Raw genomic sequence first — 25,052 nt, forward strand, 5'->3', positions numbered from 1 at the left:
ATTATAAATAAAGGAAGAAAAGAAAACAGCGAAAAAATAGATTTTAAATTAATAGAAGAAATAAAAGTGGAAAATAAAATAGAAAATATAGAAAAAAAAGGACAAAAAGAAGGAGTAAAGATAAAAGAAATATTTGCAACAGAGGAAGTGAAAAATAAGAAGATAGAAACAAAAATAAAAAACACAGAAAAAATAAAAGGAAAGATAAATAAAATAATAAAAGAATTAATAGGAAAAGAAAAGGAATTACCAGAAGGGATAAAAAAAGAAGTAAAAGAATTAAAAGAAATGATAGAAGCGGGAAAAAATGAAAAAAGCGAAAAAACAGATTTTAAATTAATAGAAGAAATAAAAGTGGAAAATAAAATAGAAAATATAGAAAAAAAAGGACAAAAAGAAGGAGTAAAGATAAAAGAAATATTTGCAACAGAGGAAGTGAAAGATAAGAAGATAGAAACAAAAATAAAAAACACAGAAAAAATAAAAGGAAAGATAAATAAAATAATAAAAGAAATAATAGAGAAAGAAAACAAATTGCCAGAAGGGATAAAAAAAGAAGATTATATATTTTATAAAGAAAAGTTAGGATTAATTGTTCCAAAATTAGATGAAGCAATTCTATTAATAACCCAAAAAAACGTTATAAGTTCTAATATTCTGAAGAAAGATAAAAATGAAATTATAAAAGTAAAATTTAATACAGGATTGGTAGGATATATAGAAAATAACAAAAAAGAAAAAATGAAATTAATTTTATTAAATGAAAAAACAAAAAAAATTGATAATACGGATAGTAATATTGACATATTAAAAAGTGATTTAAAAAGCATAATAGAAAATAAGATAAAAATATTTAAAAGAAGCAATGAAAAAAATAAAATTTTATATTCTGATGAAAAGATGGATTTACTAATAGCAAAGCGTTCTTTGGAAAAAAATACTTTGAAGAAAGTATTAAAGGAAAAAACCAGTATTACATCGAAAAATATAATGTCTAATGTAAAAATAATAAAAAAGATTATTTTAGATGATGCAGAAATAATACTAAAAAAGAAGAATTCTGATATAAATGTAAAAAATATAATTAAATATATGGATTCCATAACATATAAAATATATAAAAATGATTATAAAGAAGGTGAAAAGAATATTCTAAATTTAAAAACATTGAATAAATATAGAGGGAAAACGAACTTAAATTCAAATAATGTTAATTATTTACATCCGTTAATAGAATTAAATAATTCAAGTAATAAAAACAATAACGTATACGTGAAAACTGTTTCGCTAAATAAAATACTACCTGAAATGCAAAATCTAATTGAAAAAGCAGAAAATTTTCCAAAATATTTTGAAAGAACGGTATTTAAAATTAATCCTCCAGATTTAGGAAATATTGAAATTACAATAATAAAATCACACAAAAATGTAAAGATACAATTTTCATTAGAAAATAATGAGAACAGGAAAGAATTAGAAAAAAGAATAGAACCATTATTGATAAATTTAAAAGAAAAATATGAAAAAGTAGAATTTTTATTTGAATCTGAAGTTGAAAAACAAAATAAAGAAAATCATAATAATGATCGTAATAATAATGAAGAGGAAAAATTTTCAGATGAAAACAAATCTTCTAAAAAACATGAAAAGAAAAAAAGCGAAGACAAACAATTTTTTAATATTTTAAGAGGTGAATATTATGATTAATGGGATAAACAATTTAAATTATTTTTCACCATCCTCTCAATTAAATAGCAATGAGCCTAAAAAAGAATTAGATAAAGATGCTTTTTTAAAAATATTAATGACACAGTTAAAATATCAGGATCCAACAAATACAATGAATGATAAAGAATTTATCTCGCAAATGTCGCAATTATCTTCTACTGAACAGATTATGAATATGAGTAAATCTTTTCAGGAAATGGTTTCTTCACAAATGAATTTATTTAAAGTTCAGGCTTCCAATCTAATAGGAAAAACTGTTGTGGTAGAAAATAACAAAATAAATTTAACAGGTGGTTTTTCAGATGCAATTGTTTATAATCTTGAAGAACCAACAAAAGTATATGTTGACATATATGATAAGAAAAACAATTTAGTATATACCAAAGAATTAGGAATTCAGGAAGAAGGAATGAAAACTTTCAATTGGGATGGAATAAGTACTAACGGAATAAAAATGCCTGATGGAGAGTATAAATATGAAATATACACATTTAGAGATGGAAAAAAAGAAAAAATTGGTGGATTGGATGGAGGAAAAGTTGATGCAGTTCAATTTGATGACAATAAATTTTATGTATTAGTAAATGGCCAAAAATACAGTACAGAAAAAATCATAGAGATATCGGAAATATAAAATAATATAAATATAGGAGGAGATTATTATGTTAAGAGCAATGTTTAGTGGTCAAAGTGGATTGAAAAATTTTCAGACACAATTAGATGTAATAGGAAATAATATTTCAAATGTAAATACAGTTGGATATAAAACATCAAGGGTAACTTTTCAAAATACATTGTCTCAAACATTATCAGAAAGTAGAGGTGCAAGTGGACAATTTGGTGGCACAAATGCCATTCAAGTTGGGCTTGGTTCTAAAATAGCTTCTATAGATAAAATAATGACACAGGGGTCACTTCAAAATACAGGTAATAAAACAGATATGGCAATAAAAGGAGAAGGTTTTTTTGTTTTATCAGATGGACTTTCAAAATATTTTTCAAGAGCAGGTAATTTCACATTGGATTCAGAAGGTCATTTTGTAAATCCTTCAAGTGGAATGAAGTTACAAGGATGGAATGCGAAAATTACAGATACTGGAAAAAGATATATAGATTCTAATGAACCAATACAGGATATTACAATTTCACCTAATTTGGTAATGGAAGCAAGAGAAACCACATTCTTAAATTTATCAGATAATTTAAATTCTGATGTTGGAATAAAGGAAACAACAATGACAATAAAATCCTCTTCTGGAGATGTTGTTCCGGTAAAATTTACATTTGAAAGAATAATGTCAGAACAATATAAAGACAGAATTGTATATAGATGGCATGCCGAACCTGTAGATCCAGATAAAAACTATGAATTGCTTGGAGGAAGCAATTATGGAGAAGTCGAGCTTGATGAAGTTGGAAATGTATTAAGATGGTCTAATTACCCAGGGCATGTTGTAAGAGCAAATGCAGCAAATGATTTTAATTCATCATTTCCTGCAGGTTCAAGAATAGATTTAGGTAAAAATGGTATAGATTGGCCATTAAGAGCTTATGGAGATGTTTCTGTTTCAGATAGTAATGGAGCACCTGTTACGCTGCTATCTCAGGATGATGATGATGGAAGTGGAACTATAGATGCATCAGATAGACCAGATATTTTAATTTATAGAGATGCTACAAATCCAAATCAGGTAACAGTACAGGTTTCTGATAATGCTGGAACTACATATACAGGCACAATTACAACAGATGGTACATTTTATGATTTAAATAGATTATTTGCGCAAGGGGTTACATTAGATGATGGTGCAGGAAATGAGATAACATTAAAAAATTTGATATTAGATTCAGGTGTTTCAGAATCCGTAGCGTTATTGCCAGTTGGTCAGGCAAATGCGTTGTCTGTAGAACTTTATCAATCAAGTTCTGATGATAAGACAGAATGGGGACTTGATGGAATATATATGACAGATACAAAAGGAGAATTAATACCAAAATATCAAGATGAAGATAATAGATTACAATTAACAGATGGAACTAATCAAAGAGATGTGAAATTTTTAGGTGGCATATCTTTAAAAGATAGTCAAAACAATGAAGTTTTTTATGATCCGAGAGATATATCTTTTAGTGTAGATGCAACTGGCAATGTTACAATAACTCTAAAAGTAGAAGAAAGTGGAACACTAAAAACTGTAACGTTTACAGATGCTGACGGAGATAGTACATCTGCTGATACAGTTGAAGAATTTAATTCTAAAATGGAAAGCGGTTGGAAATCTGCAGATGGGAAATATACAATTTCTGGATTATCCGTTATTGAAGCAAATGCAACAGATACGTTTGTGGATACTACTACAAATACAAGTGGTGAAACTTCTGAAGCTGGTACCGTTCGATATATTGCAGCAAAAAAAATAATTCAAACACCAGTTTCAGGAGAGTTGAGATTAATTGATACAGAAAATTCACAGAATTATAAAATAGCAGAGTATGAAAACCCGAATGTTGTGATATCTACAAAGGTTTACGATTCGCTTGGAAATGATTATGATATTAATATAAAATATTCAAAAATTTCTGATAATACATGGTATTGGAAGGCAGAAACAGTTGATGGACAACCATTATATAAAATAACCGAGGACGGAACAACAACATCAGATCCTGCAGAAGGTGTAATAGCGTTTGATGGTAAAGGACAATATTTAACCTCAAGATGGAGATTGGATTCTGTTGGATATGTTGATTATAATACTTCAGATAATGATAATGGTTCAATAGGTTTCTGGTTTGATCCGGCAAGCACAGGTGCATCACCTAATGAAAGAGTAGCTCCAGCATCTGTTGCTGCTGCAGGACCTGTAAAAGTGAATTTAAATATGTATGATTTAACACAATTTGCGGCTCCAAATTCTGTTAATATTGCAGATCAAGATGGAAATGCAAAAGGAGTATTACAAAATTTTACAATAAATGATTTAGGCGAAGTTTTAGGTATATTTTCAAACGGGAAATCTGACTTAATTGCACAGGTAGCAGTAGCTAAATTTACAAATCCAGGTGGATTAATAGATATGGGAAATTCTATGTTTGCTCAAAGTGAAAATAGCGGTATTGCTAAAATAGGATCATTTGGTGAAGAAGGGGCAGGAACATTAGTGTCAGGAGCATTAGAAATGTCAAATGTAGATTTGTCAGAAGAATTCACAAAAATGATTACAGCTCAAAGGGGTTTTCAGGCAGCAGCAAGGGTAATAACTACATCAGATCAAATTCTAACAGAACTTGTAAATCTCAAAAGATAATAATTTATAGATTTTAAATTAATTTACATTAGAGAAAATAATTATTTTGTAATATAATCACCGGAGGTGTGTTATTTGATTAAAGTAACGAATTTAGGAGGTAAAGAGTTTTATATAAATCCAGATATGATTGAAAAAATAGAGGCAAGACCAGATACAACAATTCTTTTAAATAATGGACATATTTATATAGTAAAAGAAAATATAGATGAAATAATTAAAGAAATAGTAGAATTTAAAGGTAAAATATTTTCTGCTGGTTTTCAAAGAGGTGATTAGATGGATATTTCAAGTATTGCTGGACTTGTTTTGGCACTTGCTGCAATAGGAATTGGAGCATCAAGTGATCCTACGGCTTTAGTTGATGGAGCATCGTTTTTTATCACGGTTGTAGGGTCAATAGCCGGAATGTTTATAGCAGCTCCTAAAGATGTATCATTTAAATTTTTTAGTGCAGTAATGATGGGTATTAAAGAACCTAAAATAGATGCTGTAGACACCTTAAAAACATTATATTCCTTTGCAGAAAAAGCAAGGAGAGAGGGGCTTATTTCTTTAGAAGCAGATTTGGAAGGATTAGAAAATGAATTTATGAAAGATGGATTAAGAGCTGCTGTTGATGGAACGGATCCAGAAGAAATAAGAAAAATTCTGGAAATAAAAATGGAATTATTTGAAGCAGAACAGGGAAAATGGGCAAGTGTTTTAAATACATGGGGAACGTTAGCACCAGCATATGGTATGATAGGAACGTTAATTGGTCTGATAATGATGTTAAAAACCTTGAATGATCCAACAACAATAGGACCTAAAATGGCAATAGCACTTATTACTACGTTATATGGAGCATTTATTGCAAATATTTTCGCTTTGCCTATAGCAGAAAAGATTGGTAGGAGAACAGGATTGCAGGTGAATCAGTTGAGAATGATAACAGAAGGAATATTATCTATAGTTTCTGGTGAAAATCCAAGACTCATGGAAGAAAAATTAAAAGCATTTTTATCACCAGCAGATAAACAAAAATATGAGTCTGAAAAAGAAGGGTGATTTAAATGGCAAAATGTAAAAAAGAAGAAGGGCCACCACCACCACCTGGTTGGATGGCAACATTTAGTGATTTGAATTCATTATTAATGACATTTTTTGTTATGTTATTTTCTATGTCTTCGATTTCACCTGGAAAATTCCAACAGGCAGCTGTTAGTTTTAGAAGTCCTTTTAGTGGGACTCCACCAAGTGTTTTAACGGGGGGGCGAAGTCTTTCAGAAGAGAGTCTGATTACTTCAAATCCTGGTATAAGAGTTGAACTTTTCAGACTTCAGGATAATCCAAAATACAAAGGAAGAATAACAATAGAGGAAAATGATAGAGGAACAATTATTAAAATGCAAGATATGGCATTTTTTGAACCAGGAAGTGCCAGATTGACAGCGGATGCAAAAGAATTGTTATATAAACTGGGTATAATATTAATAGAACATTCTAATAATGAAATAGAAATATATGGTTTTACAGATGACAGACCACCTCAAAATACATCAATATATCCATCTAATTGGCATTTAGCAGCAGCCAGAGCAGCAAGTGTTGCTAAATTTTATGCGGATGAAATGAAACAAAAAAGAACGCTTGAAAGATTAGCAGAGGTAAAAGAAGGAAAATTTGATCCAGAATATTATTATAATGCAGATAGATTCTTTCCAATTGCAGTTGGAGATAAAGATATAATAAATGATATAGAAAATTTAAAATCAAATATAGAAGCACAAAAGCTAAAATTGAAAGAAGATTTTGAAGAGGGGAAAATAAATATTTCCAATATGAAATCAGAAGAAAAAAAGTTAGAAGAGCAATATAAAAAAAATTTGGAAATTTTGAGAAAAAGATATAGAAGGATAGATTTATTGATATTGAGGCAGCGCTTAAGATAGTGAGGTGAATTTTAATGGCTGATGAAGAAATTCAAGAAGAAGGCCAGGAAGAAGGTAAAAAAGGTCCTAATATTATATTATTATTGATAATAGCCATTGTTGTATCTGTAGTATTATCAGTTGGTGGAGCTTTTTTTCTCATAAACATCTTAGGTAAAAATATAGTTCAACAGGCTCAACAACAAGCTCAACAACAGGCTCAAGGAGTTCAACAAGCACCACAGGTAGGATTGGCAGAAGTGATACGTGAAGGTCACCAAAGACAGTTTATGCTAAAAGGCGGTAATGAAATAGCTATAGTAAACGCTTTGCAATTAAAAGTGGGAAGTGATGAATGCAGAGCGGCAATAGCTGAATATAATGTGGAAATATTAGAAGCAATAGGATTAATATTCATTACGAAAACACGTGAAGATTTAACTACTGTTGAAGGTAGAGAAATATTAAAAAATCAAATAAAAAATGCAATAAATGAGATTACGGGATTTGTTGGTGAAAAGGAGAAATTTGGAGTAATTCAGGTTATTATAGATATAGTAGTAATTACATCAGCTTATTAAAAAGGTGGTGAAAGTATGCCTCCAGATAATGAAACATTATCCCAAGAAGAAATAGATGCGTTATTACATGCCATGGAGGCAGGGTCATTAGCTGTTTCCAATGTGAATGAAGAAGAAGATATTATGGCTAATGTTCGGGAATATAATTTCCGAAGGCCAATGAAGTTCTCAAAAGAGCAATTGAGAACATTGCAGCTTATTCATGAAAATTATGCAAGAGATGTATCAACATATCTTTCTTCACGCGCAAGGTCATATGTGAATGTTACTTTTGCCAGTGTTGATCAGATAACCTTTAGTGAGTTTCAACAATCATTAACAAGTCCAACATTTATTTCAGTATTTTCAACAGATATACTACCAGGAAGCGCCGTATTTCAAATGGGCCTTGATATTGGTTATGTATTAGTCGATAAATTATTAGGAGGGCCTGGAATACCTCTTGAAACATTAAGAACACCTACTGAACTGGAACTTGCAATTTTAAGAAAAGAAGGATTATCGTTAATAAAAGCTTTGAGTAAAGCATGGGCAACAATTGTTCCTTTTGATACAATACTCGAAAAAACAGAGTTCAATCCTCAATTTGTTCAAATAGCAGCACCAAATGAAATGACGGTGTTGATTACGTTATCAATAAACTTTAAGGATATTCAGGGATTTATAAATGTTTGTTGGCCTTCATCTCTATTAGAGCCGATTAATGAAAAATTAACAACAAGATTATGGTCGCCTGATCGAAAAACCACTCAAAAACAAATTGAAAAATTGAAAAATTCTGTGTTAATGACCAAAGCAGATGTAAAAGCTATATTAGGTGAAACAACAATACAATTAGGCGATTTTATTAATATTGATGTAGGAGACGTAATAAGATTGAATTCATTTAATGATGAGCCTATAAATATAACTGTTCAGGACACACCTGTTTTTAAAGGAATGCCTGGAATTTATAAAGGTCATTATGCAATAAATATAGAAAAAGAAGATCCAGAATTGCTTGAAAAGGTTTTAGTTGAAAGATATTTGAAGAGTTTGAAATAGGGAACAATAGCGGAGGTGTGTTACATGTCAGATGAATTTTTATCTCAAGAAGAATTAGATGCATTATTACAGGGATTAAATCAAGATGAAACAACGTCAAATCAAGAAAGTACAAATACCAGTTCTTCCCAAATAAACAGTGGAGCAACTCAAGTTGATCCAATTATATTAGATTTAGTTGGAGAAGTGGGAAATATTGCTATGGGAGCTGGAGCAACAACCCTGTCTACGTTATTAAAAAGAAAAGTGGATATATCCAGTCCTACTCCGTTAACTTTATTAAAATCAGAAATAAAAAATCAATTCTCAGGGAAATACGTGATAATTTCAATAAATTACAAAGATGGTTTAAAAGGTACAAATTTTTTCCTGTTTCCTGCAAAAATTTCATCTATAATAGCCGATCTCATGATGGGTGGAACAGGAGAAAATGTTCCAGAAACATTTGATGACATATCAATAAGCGCTTTAGCAGAAGCAATAAACCAAATGATGGGTGCTTCAGCAACATCTTTATCAGAATTTTTAAATACCAAGGTAGATATAACACCTCCGCAAGTAGAAGTTTTAGATTTTGACGATCCTAATGTATCATTTCCACCCGAATTAGAAGGAGCATCTGAAACTATAATAGGTATTAAATTTATTTTAAAAATACAAGGACTACAAGAAGGAGAAATGTGGCAATTTGTACCAATAGATATAGCAAATGATATAAAAAATAAAGTATTAGCTGCTCAAAATGTAGATGTTAATAAAGGTCAGAAAACTGCACAACCACAACCACAGATGCAACAACAAACTGTACCGCAACAAATGCCAATGCAGCAACCGATGTATCCACAACAAATGCCAATGCAGCAACCGATGTATCCACAACAAATGCCGATGCAGCAACCGATGTACCCACAACAAATGCCGATGCAGCAACCGATGTATCCACAACAAATGCCAATGCAGCAACCAATGGGATATATCCCACCAGAACAACAGGTTAATGTTCAACCAAAGTCATTTAATCAAATTTCAGGAAGTCCTATAGAACCTACTGAAAATGTTGATCTTGAAAAATTACAACTTTTATTTGACGTTCCACTAAATGTATCAGTAGAGCTTGGTAGAAGAAAATATTCTTTAAGAGATATTTTAAATTTTCATCAGGGTTCTATGATTCAACTTGATAAACTTGCAGGTGAACCTGTGGATATATACGTAAATGGAAGGTTAATAGCCAGAGGAGAAGTTGTTGTTATAGATGAAAATTTTGGAGTTAGAATAACAGAAATAGTATCATTAGAAGAAAGGTTGAGAGCTTTAAAATGAAGAGAAAAAAAATAATTTTTTTAATGTTTTTCCTTATTTCAGTTAATATGATTTTTTCCTATAATGTGATAGATGTTTTTTCAAAATATACAAGACTCGGGGAATTAAAAATAGACCTAAACATAAAATTTGAGGTGGATTCGACTCCCACCTCTGTTTTGATGGATATATACATTGATAATTTTAAATATTTTTATTTTAGAATAAAAGAACCTTCAATTTTATCTGGTATTGACTACTATTATGACCTTCACAATGATGAATTTTTAACGGATCTGGAAAAAGATGTTGATAAGTATAAAGGTATAAAAAACAATCTGGAAATATTTAGAAATTTTATCAGAATTTTATCAGTAACATATTCTTCCGATAAATTTTTTATTAAAGAATTAAAAGAACAAAATTATAAAATATTCTATTTTTATCCAAAGTCCAAAAATGCTTTAAGATTTTTAGGTATTGATTACACGCAAATGAAAGTATATTTAAAAGATGAAATGGGAATAAGTTTTTTAGAAAAAATAGAATTTTTAAATTCAAATAACAAAAAAAGAGTTGAAATAAAACTTAGAATAATACCATATAACACCCAATTTATCAAGAAAAAATTATTGGAAATTCAAAAGTAATTCAGGATATTTATAATCTTTAAATTGCTTTAATAAGACATCTTTTCCGTGTGTTTTAAATGTTTTCAAATAGTTTAGCTGATTATCAATTAATTTTCTATCTCCAGGTCTTCCATGACCTGGTATTATTATATTTATCTCCTGTTTTTTTAATTCTTCTAAGATTTTAATCCAATTGTCAATATTTGATTCGTTTAATTCAGAATGTATTTCAGAAACTATAATATCACCAGTAATAACAATATTCTCTGGATAAATTTTATAAATAGTTGAATCTTTTGTATGCCCACCTAAAGTAATCCCACTTATTACTGTTTTAGAAGAAGTATTTAAATTATCTTTTCTAAAAACATTAAACTTACATTTGGATAATTTTTTTTGTAAATTAGAAAAATCAAATTCAGATTCTTCAGAGATTTTTTTTAATAAATTATCATCATATTCAAAAAGTTTCATCAGAGTTTTTTCTGATAAAATGATTTCAAGTTTTTCATAAAAAATAGCGCCAAATGAATGATCTGGATGATGGTGGGTTAAAAAAACCTTTTTTACAGTTTTTTTTGTTCTCAATTGAACCAAATCTATAATTTTTTTTAATTTTTCTGGATATAAAGAGGAATCGATTAAAATAACTTCCTCATTTAACTCTATGGCTGTAACATTACTTGCAAAGTTTTCAAACCAGAAAACCAGTATTTTGTTTCCAATCACTTCTAACATAAGTGTTTTCCTCCTTAAATGTATTTCATTTAATAATTCTTTATATATTGATTTTTTTCCTTAAAAATGATAAAATAGTTTGTAATACAAACAAAGTTCGGGGGGTGTTCAAAATAATTAAAGAGTTTTTTAAAAAAAATTGGTGGAGGTATTTAATAGGTGTAATATTCTTATTATTTATTGATTATATGCAAATATTTATTCCAAGAAAAATTGGAGCGATAATGGATGATTTAAAAACAATAGAAGATATGAGTGTAATAAAAACGTCCATTTATTCAATTTTAATATTGGCATTTTCAATAATGATTGGAAGATTCATATGGCGTTTTTTTATATTTGGAACTTCAAGATTATTTGAATTTAAAACAGCCAATAAAATGTTTTCACACATATTAGATCAATCATATGATTTTTATGACAAATGGCGAACGGGAGACTTGATGACCAGATTTACAGAAGATTTAAATTCCGTAAGAATGGCAATGGGCCCGTCTATTGTAATGATAATTGATACAATTTTTATGTCAACAATAACGATAATTGCAATGATGAAATTTGTAAATCCTAAATTAACAATATTATCATTAATTCCTTTACCCATAATAGGATTAATAACATTATTTTTTGGTGGTTTAATAAGGAAATTATTTAAAAACCTTCAAAAAACGATTTCAGATTTATCTGACCATACAGAAGAAAGCTACGCAGGGATACATGTAGTTAAAGTTTTTTCATTAGAAAATACAATGAAAAAACGATTTAATGAAAGATCACAAAAATATTATGACGCTCAAATGAAATTAATAAAAACCTGGGGTTTGATGTTTCCGCTAATACAATTTTTAGCATCGCTTTCAGGAGTTCTTGCAATATATTTTGGTGGAAAAATGGTAATAAATAATGAGATAACCTTTGGGCAGTTAGTAATGTTTTATTCGTATATAGGAATGCTTGTTTGGCCAATGATGGCGGTAGGATGGGTTGTAAATGTATTACAAAGAGGGAAGGCCTCTTATCAAAGATTGATGGAAATAATGAAATCAAAATCAAGTGTCTCAGAACCAGATGAAATAAATAAAAATTTTGAATTTAAAGGACACATAAAAATTAATAATTTAAATTTCAAATATCCAAATACGGAAAAATATGCTTTAAAAAATATTAATATGGAAATAAAACCAGGAGAAATGGTAGCATTTGTAGGTAAAATAGGTTCAGGTAAATCGACTCTTCCAAAATTATTATTGAAATTTTATCCAGTTGAAAATAATACAATTTTTATAGATGGAATGGATATAAATAAAATACATTCTAAAATTATTAGGGATAATATAGCCTATGTTCCTCAAGAATCATTTTTATTTTCAATGCATATAGAAGATAATATAAGTTTTGCACACCCTGAAGAAGTAGAAAAATCTCCTGAATATGCTAAAATAGCAAACGTTCATGAAGATATAATGGAATTACCAGAAAAATATAAAACATTAGTTGGTGAAAGAGGAGTTACTCTTTCTGGTGGGCAAAAGCAAAGGGTTTCTATAGCTAGAGCTTTAGCTAAAAACGCACCATTTATTATATTGGATGATTGTTTATCTGCAGTAGATACCGAAACTGAAGAAGCAATAATAACAAATCTTAGAAATAATGTAGTTAATAAAACAATGATTGTTATATCGCACAGATTAAAAGCAGTTAAAAATGCTGATAAAATTTATGTTTTTGATAATGGTGAAATAATAGAACAAGGAAATCATAATGAATTATTATCATTAGAAAGTGCATATTATGGAATGTATATGAAACAGCTAATTGAAGAAAAGTTGGAGGAGGAATAATATGCGAACAGCTCATACAGACATATTAAAAGAAGAAAATCAACGAAGTGTATCTAATATGAAAATATTTTCTATGTTGTGGAAATACATGAAAAAATATTATGTAATATTAATATTTTCTTTTTCATTTTTATTCCTATCCACTGTAGTGGATTTAACAATACCCACTGTGATGAGATATGTAATAGATAATGTGATAAATTCAACATATAAATTTAAAATAGAAAATAATGAATTCATTTCTTCACCGGAGGGGAATTACATATTAAAAAATATAGAAAACAAATACTATATGACAAAAGGAAATGAAAAAATACCAGTAAGCAATGAATTTGTCAATAAAATTAAAGAGAAATCATTAAACGATATTACGATATACTCGTTAATAATAGTTTCGCTTTTTTTTGGACAATTGTTATTTAATTATGGGCAAGTGATATTTTCAAATTTATTAGGTCAAAAGGTTATTTATGATATAAGAGATGAATTATATACTCATATTCTTTCTGTTCCTTTAGATTTTTTTACAAAAAATCCAACGGGGAAAATTACAACAAGAACTGTAAATGATACTCAAAATTTATCACAATTTTTCACAGATGTATTAACAAGTTTAACAAAAGATATTGCAATTATAATAGGAGTTATAATTGTCATGTTCAAAATGAATATTAAACTCTCAACATATGTAATATTAATGTTTCCTTTAATAATGATATCAACATGGATATTTGGCGTATTGGATAAAAAAATATACTCAAAAACACGAACAAGGATTTCAGCAACAAATTCTTTTCTTGCTGAAAATATATCTGGAGCCAATGTTACAAAAGCATTTAATCAGGAAAATAGAAAAAGAAAAGAATTTTATGATTTAAGCCACAAATTATATAAATCAAGAATGCAGCAAATAATATTGAATGGTTTATTTCGGCCATTTATGAACGTAATGTATTATATTACAATATCTCTTTTGTTCTGGTTCGGAGCAAAATTATTTAAACAAAATATTGTATCTTTTGGAATACTGGTTGCTTTTACATCATATATAGATATGTTTTTTAGACCTTTATTTGATATTGCAGAAAAATATGATATATTACAAAATGCGTTTGCTTCAGCAGAAAAAATTTTCAGACTAAAAGAATTAGAACAAGAAGATTTTGGTAGAGGAAAATACAAAGAGATAAAAATGGGGAGTATAAAATTTAAAAATGTGTCGTTTGCATATGAAAAGGAGAATTATATATTAAAAAATATATCCTTTAAAATTAAAGAAAAGGATAATGTAGCAATAGTAGGTGAAACGGGCTCAGGAAAAACCACTATAATTAAGTTAATAAATGGATTATATATACCTCAAATGGGTAATATATATATAGACGAAAAAGATTTAAATGATTATGATTTACATGCATTAAGAAGGCAAATTGCCGTAGTTCCGCAAGATGTTTTTCTATTCACAGGGACAATATTAGATAATATCAGAATGTTCGATGAAACAGTTAGTGAAGAAGAAGTAGTAAATGCTGCTAAGCAGGTACATGCGCATGAAATGATTGAAAAATTTCCAGATAAATATTATACAAAAATTTTAGAAAGGGGAAGTACATTATCAGCTGGCGAAAGGCAATTAATAGCATTAGCAAGAGCAGTAGTGTTTAAATCAAAAATAATAATTTTAGATGAAGCTACAGCAAATATAGATGTAGAAACAGAGTATTTAATTCAAAAAGCAATGGAAAATCTGATAGGCAAAGTAACTATATTATCAATAGCACATAGATTATCGACAATAAAAACAGCAAGAAAAATATTAGTCGTTCATAAAGGTAGAATAGTTGAAGAAGGAACACATAACGAATTAATGAATAAAAGAGGAATTTATTATGATTTATATAGGTTGCAATATAGCACGTAATAAAAAAGAAATTATAAGAGATAGATTATAAAAAAAATTGTGAAATTTATACCTTGATAATAAACAAATCCCGGTGGAAGCCGGGATTTTTTTATTTTATATTGTCATTAAAAAAAAATATGTTATAATAATTATGTATTTAAAACCAACGTTAATTTTTTAGCAAATTAAAGAATTATTATAAAAATTAACGTAATTATGCGATCACCTGATATAATTATAACGTTAATTTTTTATGTATATACAAATAAAACTATAAAATAAAGGAAGGGGTGTATTTAAATGGCAAAAAGGATTTTTTTTATTGGTATCATAATTATTATGCTTGTATCTATATTATTTTCTCAAGACTATAGAAAAGCCTTTGAGTCATCTGGTAATAAACTTGCAAATTATATAAACGTAATGCAAAAAAATAAAATTATTGGTATTCTTCCATTTGAAGCTGATAGCGAAGAAACATCTGTTTTATTATCTGATATATATGCATATTATTTAAAAATAAATAATATCCCAATTGTTGACAGGAAAGAATTACAAAAAATTATAGAAGAAATAAAATTATCAATGACAGGAATTGTGAATGAAAAAAATTCTTCTAAAATTGGTGAATTGTCAGGGGCAGATTTATTATTAACTGGTAATATGAATAAACTAGGAGATGTTTATTTTATTACTGTTAAATTAATAGATGTAGCATCTTCAGAAACATTATTTATTGATACATTAAATTTTGAAGATAAAGAATTTATAACAATAAAAAGAGTCGAAGAATATTTTGCAGAAAGGAAATATCCTTCAACAGCATTGTTTAGATCGGCATTAGTACCAGGGTGGGGACAATTTTACAATGATCAGCCTATTAAAGGTTCTTTCTTTTTTATTTCTACTTTAGGAGGAATAGGAACGTCTTATTACTATTTTTCTGAATATCAAAAATATATTAATACAACGAGTGAAGGTGAAGAGATGGTAAAAGATCAAGAAAAAGCTACAAATAATTTTAGAAATTTTACATGGGTAGTTGGGATTACCTTTTCAATATGGATAATTAATATTATCGATGCATATATGAATGCAAGATAAGGAGGGGGAAGTAATGAAAAATAAGAAAAAATATTTAATTGTTTTCTTTTTAATTGTTATACTATTGATTTTAAATTCCTGTGTTAATTTAAGAGCAACCTCATCAATTCAAGGACATATAAATTTGAAGTTTACTGATCAATTAGAAGGTACTTTAGTGAAAGTAAAAGGGACAAATATCACAACAAAAACTGATCCAGATGGAAATTTCATTATAAAAAATTTAAATTATGAAAAAATCACATTGCAAATATCTAGAGATGATTATGAAGCAAAAGAAATTAATGTAAATTTAATTCCAGGATCTGTCGTTTCAGTTAATACATCATTAGTATATAAATATGGTATTTTAAAAGGCAGTATATCTGGTACAAGTAATGATAATGAAATCAATATAATTTTAAAGAATATTAATAATGAAAGTAAAAGCATAACTCAAAAGGTTATCAAAGGCTCTGGCATTTTCTTTTATGACAAAATTGAACCTGGAGAATATATTTTAGAAGTTGAATCGTCAGGATATGATACCGTTAAAAAAAATATTGTAATAATAAAAAATGAAATAACAGAAGTTGAACCTATTATTCTTGAAAATAACCTAGGAGATTTAGAAGGGAAAATAACATTACCGTTCACAGAAGAATTATCAAACACACAAATAATAATAAAAGACAAGAATAACAAAATTATAGATACATTAACAACAGACAACAACGGTAAATTTAGCAAAAAAGGATTAACAAAAGGGGAATACACACTTGAAATAACAAAAGAAAAATACGAAAGCAAAACAGCAACAATAACAATAAGTCCGGGAAGATCATTCTACTATGAAGATGCATTAATATATAAATATGGATTTATCAAAGGGTCAATAATATTCTCAAATACAGCATATACAAAAGGGATATTATCATTAACAAAAGAAGGGACAGAAATAAAAACAAAAACAATAACAAATAATGCTGATTTTCGTTTTGAAGATATAACGCCTGGGAAATATACAATAACATTCAACGGTAACGGATATGAACCAATAACCATAGATATAACAGTAGTAAAGAATAAGGAAATAAATGTAGGGACAATTAATACTACTTATATTTTTGGAGACATACAGGGCCTTATTCAACCCATGAGAATAGATGGAACAAAAGACAATATCGCTGAAAAATCTGATTTTCTTATTAAACTATATGACTCATCAAATATAGTTATAAAAGAAACAACAACCAATACAAAAGGTGAATTTTCTATAATTGGCGTTCCTGAAGGTGAATATTTATTAAAAGTTTTAAAAGAAAATTACATTACAAAAGACGTTGTTGTAGAAGTAAAAAGGAATCAATTAACTTCTGTTAACACAATTGAAGTATTGCCCGGAGGTGAAGATAAAGGCTGGGTAAAAGGAAAGGTATATTTAGAAGATAAAAGTGCCGATTCTAATAGCGGAATAATTGTTGTATTTAAAAGAGAGAAAAATACAGCCTCCACACTTGCAATAAAAAAAGTAGATAACTCAAAAATATTGAACAAATTTAATAAGAAACTTCCTATTAAATTAAACGAAGAAAATATTGAGTATGAAATTATTGATACAGCTGTTACTGACTCATATGGTAATTACAGCACATTATTACCATCTGGTAATTATGTCATAGAATTTTCAAAAGACACCTATGAATCAACAGAAACAAAAACAAATGTTGAAAAAGGAAAGATTATAGAACTAAATCCTATTCAATTAAAGAGGAAGGTAACAAAATTATATGGTTATATAACTCTACCAGGAAACATAGATAATTCTGGTGCTGTTGTTGATGTTAATGGACTAAGAGAAGTAACAAATAAAAAAGGATATTATGAAATTATAACTAAAGTTGGGACATATAAAATAAAAATATCTAAAGAAAATTATAAATTGTTTGAAGAAATGGTAAGTATTTCAGATGAAAGCAGTATGTTATATTCTAAAACTTTAGAACCATTAAAAGGTTCAATAGAAGGATTTGCAAGATATAATGTAGAAAATATTACAAATCAAGAGGGCATAACAGTAACTCTTGAAGGTACGACTTTAGATATGTCATTAAATGAACAAAATATATTCTTAACAACAACAACTGATAGCAACGGACATTATGTAATAGGGAATGTTCCTTTTGGTAATTACAAAATAACATTCTCTTCTCAAGGATTTACCTCAGTAACATTAGAAAATATAAAAATCATGCCAAATCAAAAAATGGTATTAGAACAGATTATAAAGTTAGATGAAGTTCCAAACAGTGGTTCTATATATGGTAAAGCATATTTAAAAGACTCTTCAGATATGAGTGGAATACATGTTCTTGCTAAAAAAAGAAATGGCCCAGGTTATAGCACAATAACAGATAAAGATGGAAGCTTTGTATTTCCTAAAGTAGAGTCAGGTATATATGATATAGAATTTTCAAAATTTTCCTATAAAACTGTAAGAATAGAAGAAGTAAAAGTTGAAGTTGGAAAGATAATAAATTTAGAACAAACACCTCTTCTTGAAAGAGCGTCTGGAAGAATAATAGGAACAATACATCTTCAAGGTTGGAATCATTATGAAAATATAAAAGTTGAATTATTAGGTGATTATGAAGAGGAAATTGGATATAGATTAACAACATATACAGCTACTGATGGAACATTTGTATTAGATGCGCCAATTGAACAAAACTATAATGGTTTAAAAATATACAAAAATGAAGACTTTGAAACATATGAGTACAAACAAAACTTCCAAACAACAGAAAATGGAACATATGAAGCATTCAATGGAGAGATTTTAACTTTAAAAGCTTTGTCGACAACAGTAACAGGAAAAGTAACTATATCTTCAGGCTTTGATAGTTTCTTAAATATAAAGGTTGAATTGCTATCGAAAAACAGCACAGCAACCTACGAAACATATACTGATGAAAATGGAACTTTTATGTTCCAACACATACCAATTGGTGAATATATACAAAAATCAAGTTTCCCGCAATGCGGATATGTTCTATCAGAAGTAAAAGTTACACCTGCAGAAAAAATAATAACTAATGATGTAACATTAATTCCTAATGCTGGACAGATTAGTGGTTATGCTAAATTAAAAGATATGCAGGATAGTTCTGATATATCTGTAACCCTTGAGCCATTTGATACAAATACACAAAAAATCAATTATTTTACCAAGACAAATGCAGATGGAAGTTATATTTTTGGCAGTGTACTTGCGGGGAAGTATAAATTAAGAGCTTCTAAAGAAGGTTGGAATGAACAAATAATAGATGAAATAACCGTTGAAGAATTAAAAGAAACATTTGCAAATCAATTGGAATTAGTTGATATAACACCACCAACTTTAACGAAGATTTTAATAAATGGCGGTGCAAATACAACAGACAATGCTAAGGTAATTATTTCAACATTTGCTGAAGATAAAGGTTCTGGTCTTGGCCAGATATTAATTTCAAATACTTCAGATTTCTCAAATGTCACATGGCAAAATTATGAATTTCAAAAAATACATTCAGTAGATACACAGTCTGGAATAAAAACAGTATATGTAAAGGTTAAAGATAAAGCTGGTAATGTGAGTGAAGTAAAATCAGCAACAATAGAGGTTGTTGACTTACCAGATATGACAGATCTTATAGATTATTTACATGGAAGAATTGTTGAAAAGGATGTTGTTATTACAAAAGCCCAATCACCATACTATGTGAGCGATAGTATAAAAGTAAATGAAGGTGTGACAGTAACAATAGAACCAGGGGTTACACTTGTATTTAAAACTGGAATGAAGTTTATAGTCGATGGATATCTTGTAGCTGATGGTTCAACTGAAGAAATAGTATTTAAACCGGAAAATGAAAATGATACATTTGAGATAGTAATAAATGGAAAACCTGTAGATAATAAAAATACATTAACAAATTTAAGAACAAAGAATCTAAAAACAAACATATTAAATCGAAATATATTAAAAGAAAAAATACAAAGAGATATTGAAGAAACAATTTCAGAAATTGAAAATAGAAACTTTGTTGGAATTATAGATAAAAAAGCAAATATAAAATATAATCCAATAAAAAATATTAATAAAAAATACGAACTTTATGGGACAGATTCCACCGCATCAAAAAACAACATATTAAAAAATATCCAAATAAATTCAGGAACGTTAACAATAAACTCAGAGGCAGAAATTTCAGATTCTGTCATAAATTCGCTTGTTTCTAATGGATATTCTAATATAAAAGATTCAACTTTTAATTATTTAAGAGGAAAAGTTGACTTAAATACAGTAAGTATATTATATGGAAATAGTGGCGCTATTAGTGGTTATATTTTAGATTCAACTATAAATAATCCAAACTCTATAAGTAATTCTTATATAAATGGAACTATTTTGAATGGTGGTTTTATATTAAGCGATTCAATTTTAGAAAACTCTAAAGTATATGGTAATAATTTTGTTGAATTCTCATCAAATAATAATAAGATAGCAAATTCAACAATAAAAGATTTTCTATCAGTTAAATTTAATGGGTCTATAGTAATTTCAAATATAATACAAAATAATAATAATATTTATATTAATAGATATGGGTATTATGAAAATAACAACGCTAAAACATATATTATATATAATACAATAACAAATAATGGAGATTATGGTTTAAGAGTTCAAAACAATTCCGTGCTTATATCATATAATAATATCACTGGACATACAGAATATGACATAAAACTCGAGAATTATGCCAAAGGTGGTGAAATAGATGTTAAAAATAATTATTTTGGAAATTCGTCATCATCATTAATCAAAGAAAAAATATATGATTATGAAGATGACCCTAATTTTGAATTATCAAAAGTTATATTCGAACCATTTTTCTCAGAACCAATTGAAGCTATAAACGAAGTTACAACTATAACAGGTAAAGAAGTTTCAGGGAATTTATATTTGCCATATAAAATGGCTAAAGAATATAGTCCATATATTATTAATGATGATTTGAATATATTCGGAAAACTTATAATTGAACCAGGTGTAGAAATAAAAGTAGCCAAAGGTAAATCTATACATATATATGGAACCTTAATTGCAGATGGAAGTTCAGAAAGCATAAAATTCTATACCTCTACTGGAGTAGACATGAAAGATATGTGGGAAGGGATAGTATTACACAACGTAACAGAAGAATCAGTAAAATTAGATAATGTAATAATAAAAAACACAAAAACAGCATTGATATTATCAGGGTCAAAAGTAGAAATAAGCAATATATTAATACAAAACTCGTCAAATGGAATTAATATTGATCAAAGCTCAGAACTAACAGCAAACAATTTAACAACAGAAAATGTTATAGGAAATGGAATAATATTAGAAGGAACATTGAATTTAAACAGTTCTAAAATTAATAAAATATACAGAGAGTGGGAAGGGAATCCTAAATTTAATATAAAAGATTCAGATATTGAAAGTATAAATATTAATGGATATTTGTATAATGAAAATTTAATAAATAATTCAAATATTTCTTACTTAATGATAGATAGTGTTGATTCAAATATAATAATAACAAACTCGATTATAGATACGTGTAATATATATTTTATATATCAAAATGGTAAGATTGAATTTATTGATAATGATATAAATATTATATCTATAAATAATTATATGTATAGTGACAATCAAAATATACCCCAATTAATATTTGACGGAAATAAAATAAAACAATTATCTTTATTAAGGAATTATAGCAATAGTTCGAAGGGGTATATAGAAATAATAAATAATAGGATTTTAGGGAATTTCATATTAGGAGCATTTGAGTATAACTATAATACAGGTGAATATTATTATAGTGATTCTGATAATAATGAATATGCTATAACAATAAACAACAACACATTTGAAAAATCACAATTCACAATATACAGAATAAAAGAAATAGAAATATTCAACAATATATTCAAAGGGAATTCGACACTTGTCATTGGGAATGACAAAACAACAAAAGTATATGGCAATACATTCAAAGATAACAACAACGATGCAATAATAATCAATCAACAATTTGCAATGCCAGAAATAAACAACAACACATTCTACGGTAACAATGGATATGCAGTAGTTGTAAACAATGGAATGATATCAAACTTCACAAAAAACTACATAGCATTAAATTTAGGAGGAATAAAGATCAACCAATTAATGAATGACAATGTAGAATTAACAATAGCAGATAACGTAATAATGATGAACAGAGAATACAACTTATTAAACACAGCACCAAACAACATAGCATTAAACAATAACTTCTATGCATTATACACAGAAGAATCAATAAGTGAAACGATATCAGGGAATTACACAATAGACGGAATAAAAACAGCGTTAATAACAGATGCAGGATCAGAAGAAAAGCCAGATATAGGAGACATATTAAGTTATACAAACTTAAAAGATTATCTAGTAGAAAACACAACAATAGATAGTGATCATTCACCATACATAGTAACATCAGATATATCACTCAACAATATAACCATTGAAGGAGATATAGAAATAAAAATAAGTGATGGAAGGACACTATCCTTTGATAACGTCACACACAACTCAGGAACAATATCAGTTAAATCATTATATGACAGGACAGAACCAAGTGAATTAACAGGAATAATAGTAAAATCAACATTGCTAAACTTATCAATAGAAGGAATATACGGAGAAATAAATGCAGATATAAATACAATAGAATCAAAAAATGGAAGGATATATGGAACAGGGTCAATAGAAACATATGCAGCACAAGAAGGAAACACAAACGAAGTAGAAGGAGTAAGAATAACAAACGCAAACATCAATTCAGATATAACAATAACAAACGCAAAAATAGAAACAATAACAGCAGATGGAATTGAAGAACTAATAATCTCAGGAGGAAATATTGAAAAATACAATATAACAAACACAACAAAATTAACAATTGCAGGAATTGAAGTTTCAGGATTAATAACAACAACAGTAAAAGAATTATATTTAACAAACACAAAAATAAGCGACAGTGAAATAACAAATGCAGAATATATAGAAACAACAGGAAATATAGAAAATGTCACATTCACAAACAATGGAAAAATAATAAGTAAAAACAATAACATAACAAAAACAGTATTTGACAACGCACCAATAGAAATATACAACACAAAATTATTCAACAACACAATAAAAAATGCAGAAATAGGAATAACAATAAAAGAGGCAGAGGATGAAGACAGTGTATACATAATGAAAAACACATTTAAAGGGAACACAACAGACATCAAATCAGAAGTAACAAGAGAAATAAACGCACAATACAACTACTTTGCAGAAGGGGAAGCAAAAACAGAAGGAACAATAGACACAACAAATAGTTTAGCAGAAGAGCCAACAGATGAAGATGTAGTATTAGGACATGAAATATCAGGAAAAATAATATTAAATTCAGTAATAAAAAGTTCAGAAAAAGAATATGAAATAACAGATGACTTAATAATCATAGGGAAATTAACAGTAGAACCAGGAGTAACATTAAAAATCGCCGAAGATAAGTCTATTATTGTTAGAGGTACTTTAGTATTAAATGGTAGTGAAGATAATTTAATATACCTAAAACCAGATACATCTATTTTAATCAAAGGAAAATGGAATGGTATAAAGATTGAAGAAGGAGGCTATGTGGAATTTGATTATGTCAAATCAGGTTATGCAGATGCATTTATGGATATAAATGGCGAAGCCGTAATAAGCAATTCTACTATTGTACTTAATAATAAAGGATTTATTGTTCATGAAAACAAAGAATTAAATATTCAAAATTCAAAAATATCATCAATAGATCAAGCATTTTTGATGTATAATTCTTCAAAAGTTAATTTAGAAAATGTTAGCGCTTATTCCATTTCTCAATTAACACCAAATGATAATGTTAATAGATATAATGATGGAAATAGTGAAAATAATACAAAAATTACAATTAATAATTCGAACATTTCTGTTGGAAGTCTTGGTTTTAATTATATTGATGCTGAAATTAATGAAAGCACTATTACAGTAAATAATTATGATACTCTTAGTTATACTGATGTAAATATTAATAATTCATCGATAAGTAGTAATAGTATTAATATTGACTATTATACCAATATAACAATTGATAATTCTGAAATAGGAAGGTTAATTGTATATGGAGGCGAAATATCAACTATTATTAAAAATTCAACACTTAAATCATTAGAATTAAATAGCAACTGGGGAGTCAAAAATGTATTTATTGAGTCTAGTGTAATCAAAGAATTTTATAGTATTAATGAATTTGGTGGTGATTTGTTAACAAAAGATTCAACCATCGCTTATTTGCAGTTTAATGGGAATATTTCTGGGAATATAGAATTTAATAATATTGATTTTAAAAATAATTATAATAATAATTTCTATAATGAATATTTATTGTATTACAACTCCTCTTATTCAATGATTTTCGATAATTGCAGATTTACAAATGATTCATCTGATACAAATTATAGTAGAAAAGGTGTATATATTGGAAATGGTGCAATGATAGGGTTCAAAAATTCCGATTTTGAAGACTTGGATTATGGAATTTATATTGATAATGGAGCGTTACTAACCTTTGAAGGAAACCAATTAATAAATAATAATTATGGAATTTACTTTAATCAATTTGTTTCTCCAGATGTTGAACAAGAAATTTCAGGAAATTATCTTGATAATAAGACATACAATATATACAACAACACGTCTAATACTGTTAGAGTAAATGGAAATTTCTGGGGAACAACAAATGAGGAAGAAATTAAGAATAAGCTATATAATGTTGAAATTGAAAGTTGGTTGGAAAGTTCGCCTATTCAATAAAC

Annotated in this window: 15 protein-coding genes; 14 read left to right on the plus strand and 1 reads right to left on the minus strand. The window is 28.0% G+C overall.

The window, feature by feature from the left end:
- The 10 genes from fliK to X274_RS05970 form a co-directional block, all read left to right on the plus strand.
- Positions 1–1,707: flagellar hook-length control protein FliK (fliK, locus tag X274_RS12160; protein ID WP_047265901.1), on the plus strand; the 1,707-nt coding region annotated here is incomplete at its 5' end.
- Positions 1,700–2,362 carry a flagellar hook assembly protein FlgD gene (locus tag X274_RS05925; RefSeq protein ID WP_047265902.1) on the plus strand — a complete coding sequence of 221 codons (663 nt, stop codon included), beginning with the start codon at positions 1,700–1,702 and terminating at the stop codon, positions 2,360–2,362. The genes fliK and X274_RS05925, both read left to right, overlap by 8 nt.
- A 28-nt stretch (positions 2,363–2,390) precedes the next feature.
- Positions 2,391–5,036 (plus strand): flagellar hook-basal body complex protein, encoded by a 2,646-nt coding sequence (locus tag X274_RS11560; RefSeq protein ID WP_052913202.1) that lies wholly within the window; start codon positions 2,391–2,393, stop codon positions 5,034–5,036.
- A gap of 66 nt (positions 5,037–5,102) precedes the next feature.
- On the plus strand, positions 5,103–5,315 hold the full coding sequence (locus tag X274_RS05940) for a flagellar FlbD family protein (RefSeq protein ID WP_231580385.1): 213 nt from the start codon (positions 5,103–5,105) through the stop codon (positions 5,313–5,315).
- Positions 5,316–6,086: a motility protein A gene (locus X274_RS05945; protein ID WP_047265904.1), complete on the plus strand. Its 771-nt coding sequence runs from the start codon at positions 5,316–5,318 to the stop codon at positions 6,084–6,086. It abuts the gene before it with no gap.
- A gap of 5 nt (positions 6,087–6,091) precedes the next feature.
- Complete coding sequence (locus X274_RS05950; RefSeq protein ID WP_047265905.1) at positions 6,092–6,970, plus strand: OmpA/MotB family protein; 879 nt, start codon at positions 6,092–6,094, stop codon at positions 6,968–6,970.
- A 14-nt stretch (positions 6,971–6,984) separates the two neighbouring features.
- Entirely contained in the window at positions 6,985–7,530 is a 546-nt protein-coding gene (locus X274_RS05955; protein WP_047265906.1) for a flagellar basal body-associated FliL family protein, read from the plus strand.
- A gap of 15 nt (positions 7,531–7,545) precedes the next feature.
- Entirely contained in the window at positions 7,546–8,574 is a 1,029-nt protein-coding gene (fliM, locus tag X274_RS05960) for a flagellar motor switch protein FliM (RefSeq protein ID WP_047265907.1), read from the plus strand.
- A gap of 24 nt (positions 8,575–8,598) precedes the next feature.
- Positions 8,599–9,897 carry a flagellar motor switch phosphatase FliY gene (gene fliY / locus X274_RS05965; protein WP_047265908.1) on the plus strand — a complete coding sequence of 433 codons (1,299 nt, stop codon included), beginning with the start codon at positions 8,599–8,601 and terminating at the stop codon, positions 9,895–9,897.
- Complete coding sequence (locus X274_RS05970; RefSeq protein WP_047265909.1) at positions 9,894–10,526, plus strand: hypothetical protein; 633 nt, start codon at positions 9,894–9,896, stop codon at positions 10,524–10,526. The genes fliY and X274_RS05970 overlap by 4 nt, the downstream gene beginning before the upstream one ends.
- Here X274_RS05970 and X274_RS05975 read toward each other — a convergent pair.
- Positions 10,506–11,246, minus strand: coding sequence for an MBL fold metallo-hydrolase (locus X274_RS05975; RefSeq protein WP_047265910.1), 741 nt, complete (start codon positions 11,244–11,246; stop codon positions 10,506–10,508). The two genes, X274_RS05970 and X274_RS05975, sit on opposite strands and share 21 nt — an antisense overlap.
- Positions 11,247–11,350: 104 nt before the next feature.
- On the opposite strand from X274_RS05975, the gene X274_RS05980 reads away from it, so the two are divergent.
- From X274_RS05980 to X274_RS05995, 4 genes are all read left to right on the plus strand, one after another.
- Positions 11,351–13,087, plus strand: coding sequence for an ABC transporter ATP-binding protein (locus X274_RS05980; RefSeq protein ID WP_175420234.1), 1,737 nt, complete (start codon positions 11,351–11,353; stop codon positions 13,085–13,087).
- A gap of 1 nt (position 13,088) precedes the next feature.
- Positions 13,089–15,008: an ABC transporter ATP-binding protein gene (locus X274_RS05985; RefSeq protein WP_052913203.1), complete on the plus strand. Its 1,920-nt coding sequence runs from the start codon at positions 13,089–13,091 to the stop codon at positions 15,006–15,008.
- Positions 15,009–15,290: 282 nt separating this feature from the next.
- Positions 15,291–16,094: a DUF5683 domain-containing protein gene (locus X274_RS05990; RefSeq protein WP_047265911.1), complete on the plus strand. Its 804-nt coding sequence runs from the start codon at positions 15,291–15,293 to the stop codon at positions 16,092–16,094.
- A gap of 13 nt (positions 16,095–16,107) precedes the next feature.
- Complete coding sequence (locus X274_RS05995; RefSeq protein WP_047265912.1) at positions 16,108–25,050, plus strand: carboxypeptidase regulatory-like domain-containing protein; 8,943 nt, start codon at positions 16,108–16,110, stop codon at positions 25,048–25,050.
- Positions 25,051–25,052: the final 2 nt, after the last annotated feature.

The organism is Marinitoga sp. 1155, from assembly GCF_001021175.1.
Classification (GTDB): domain Bacteria; phylum Thermotogota; class Thermotogae; order Petrotogales; family Petrotogaceae; genus Marinitoga.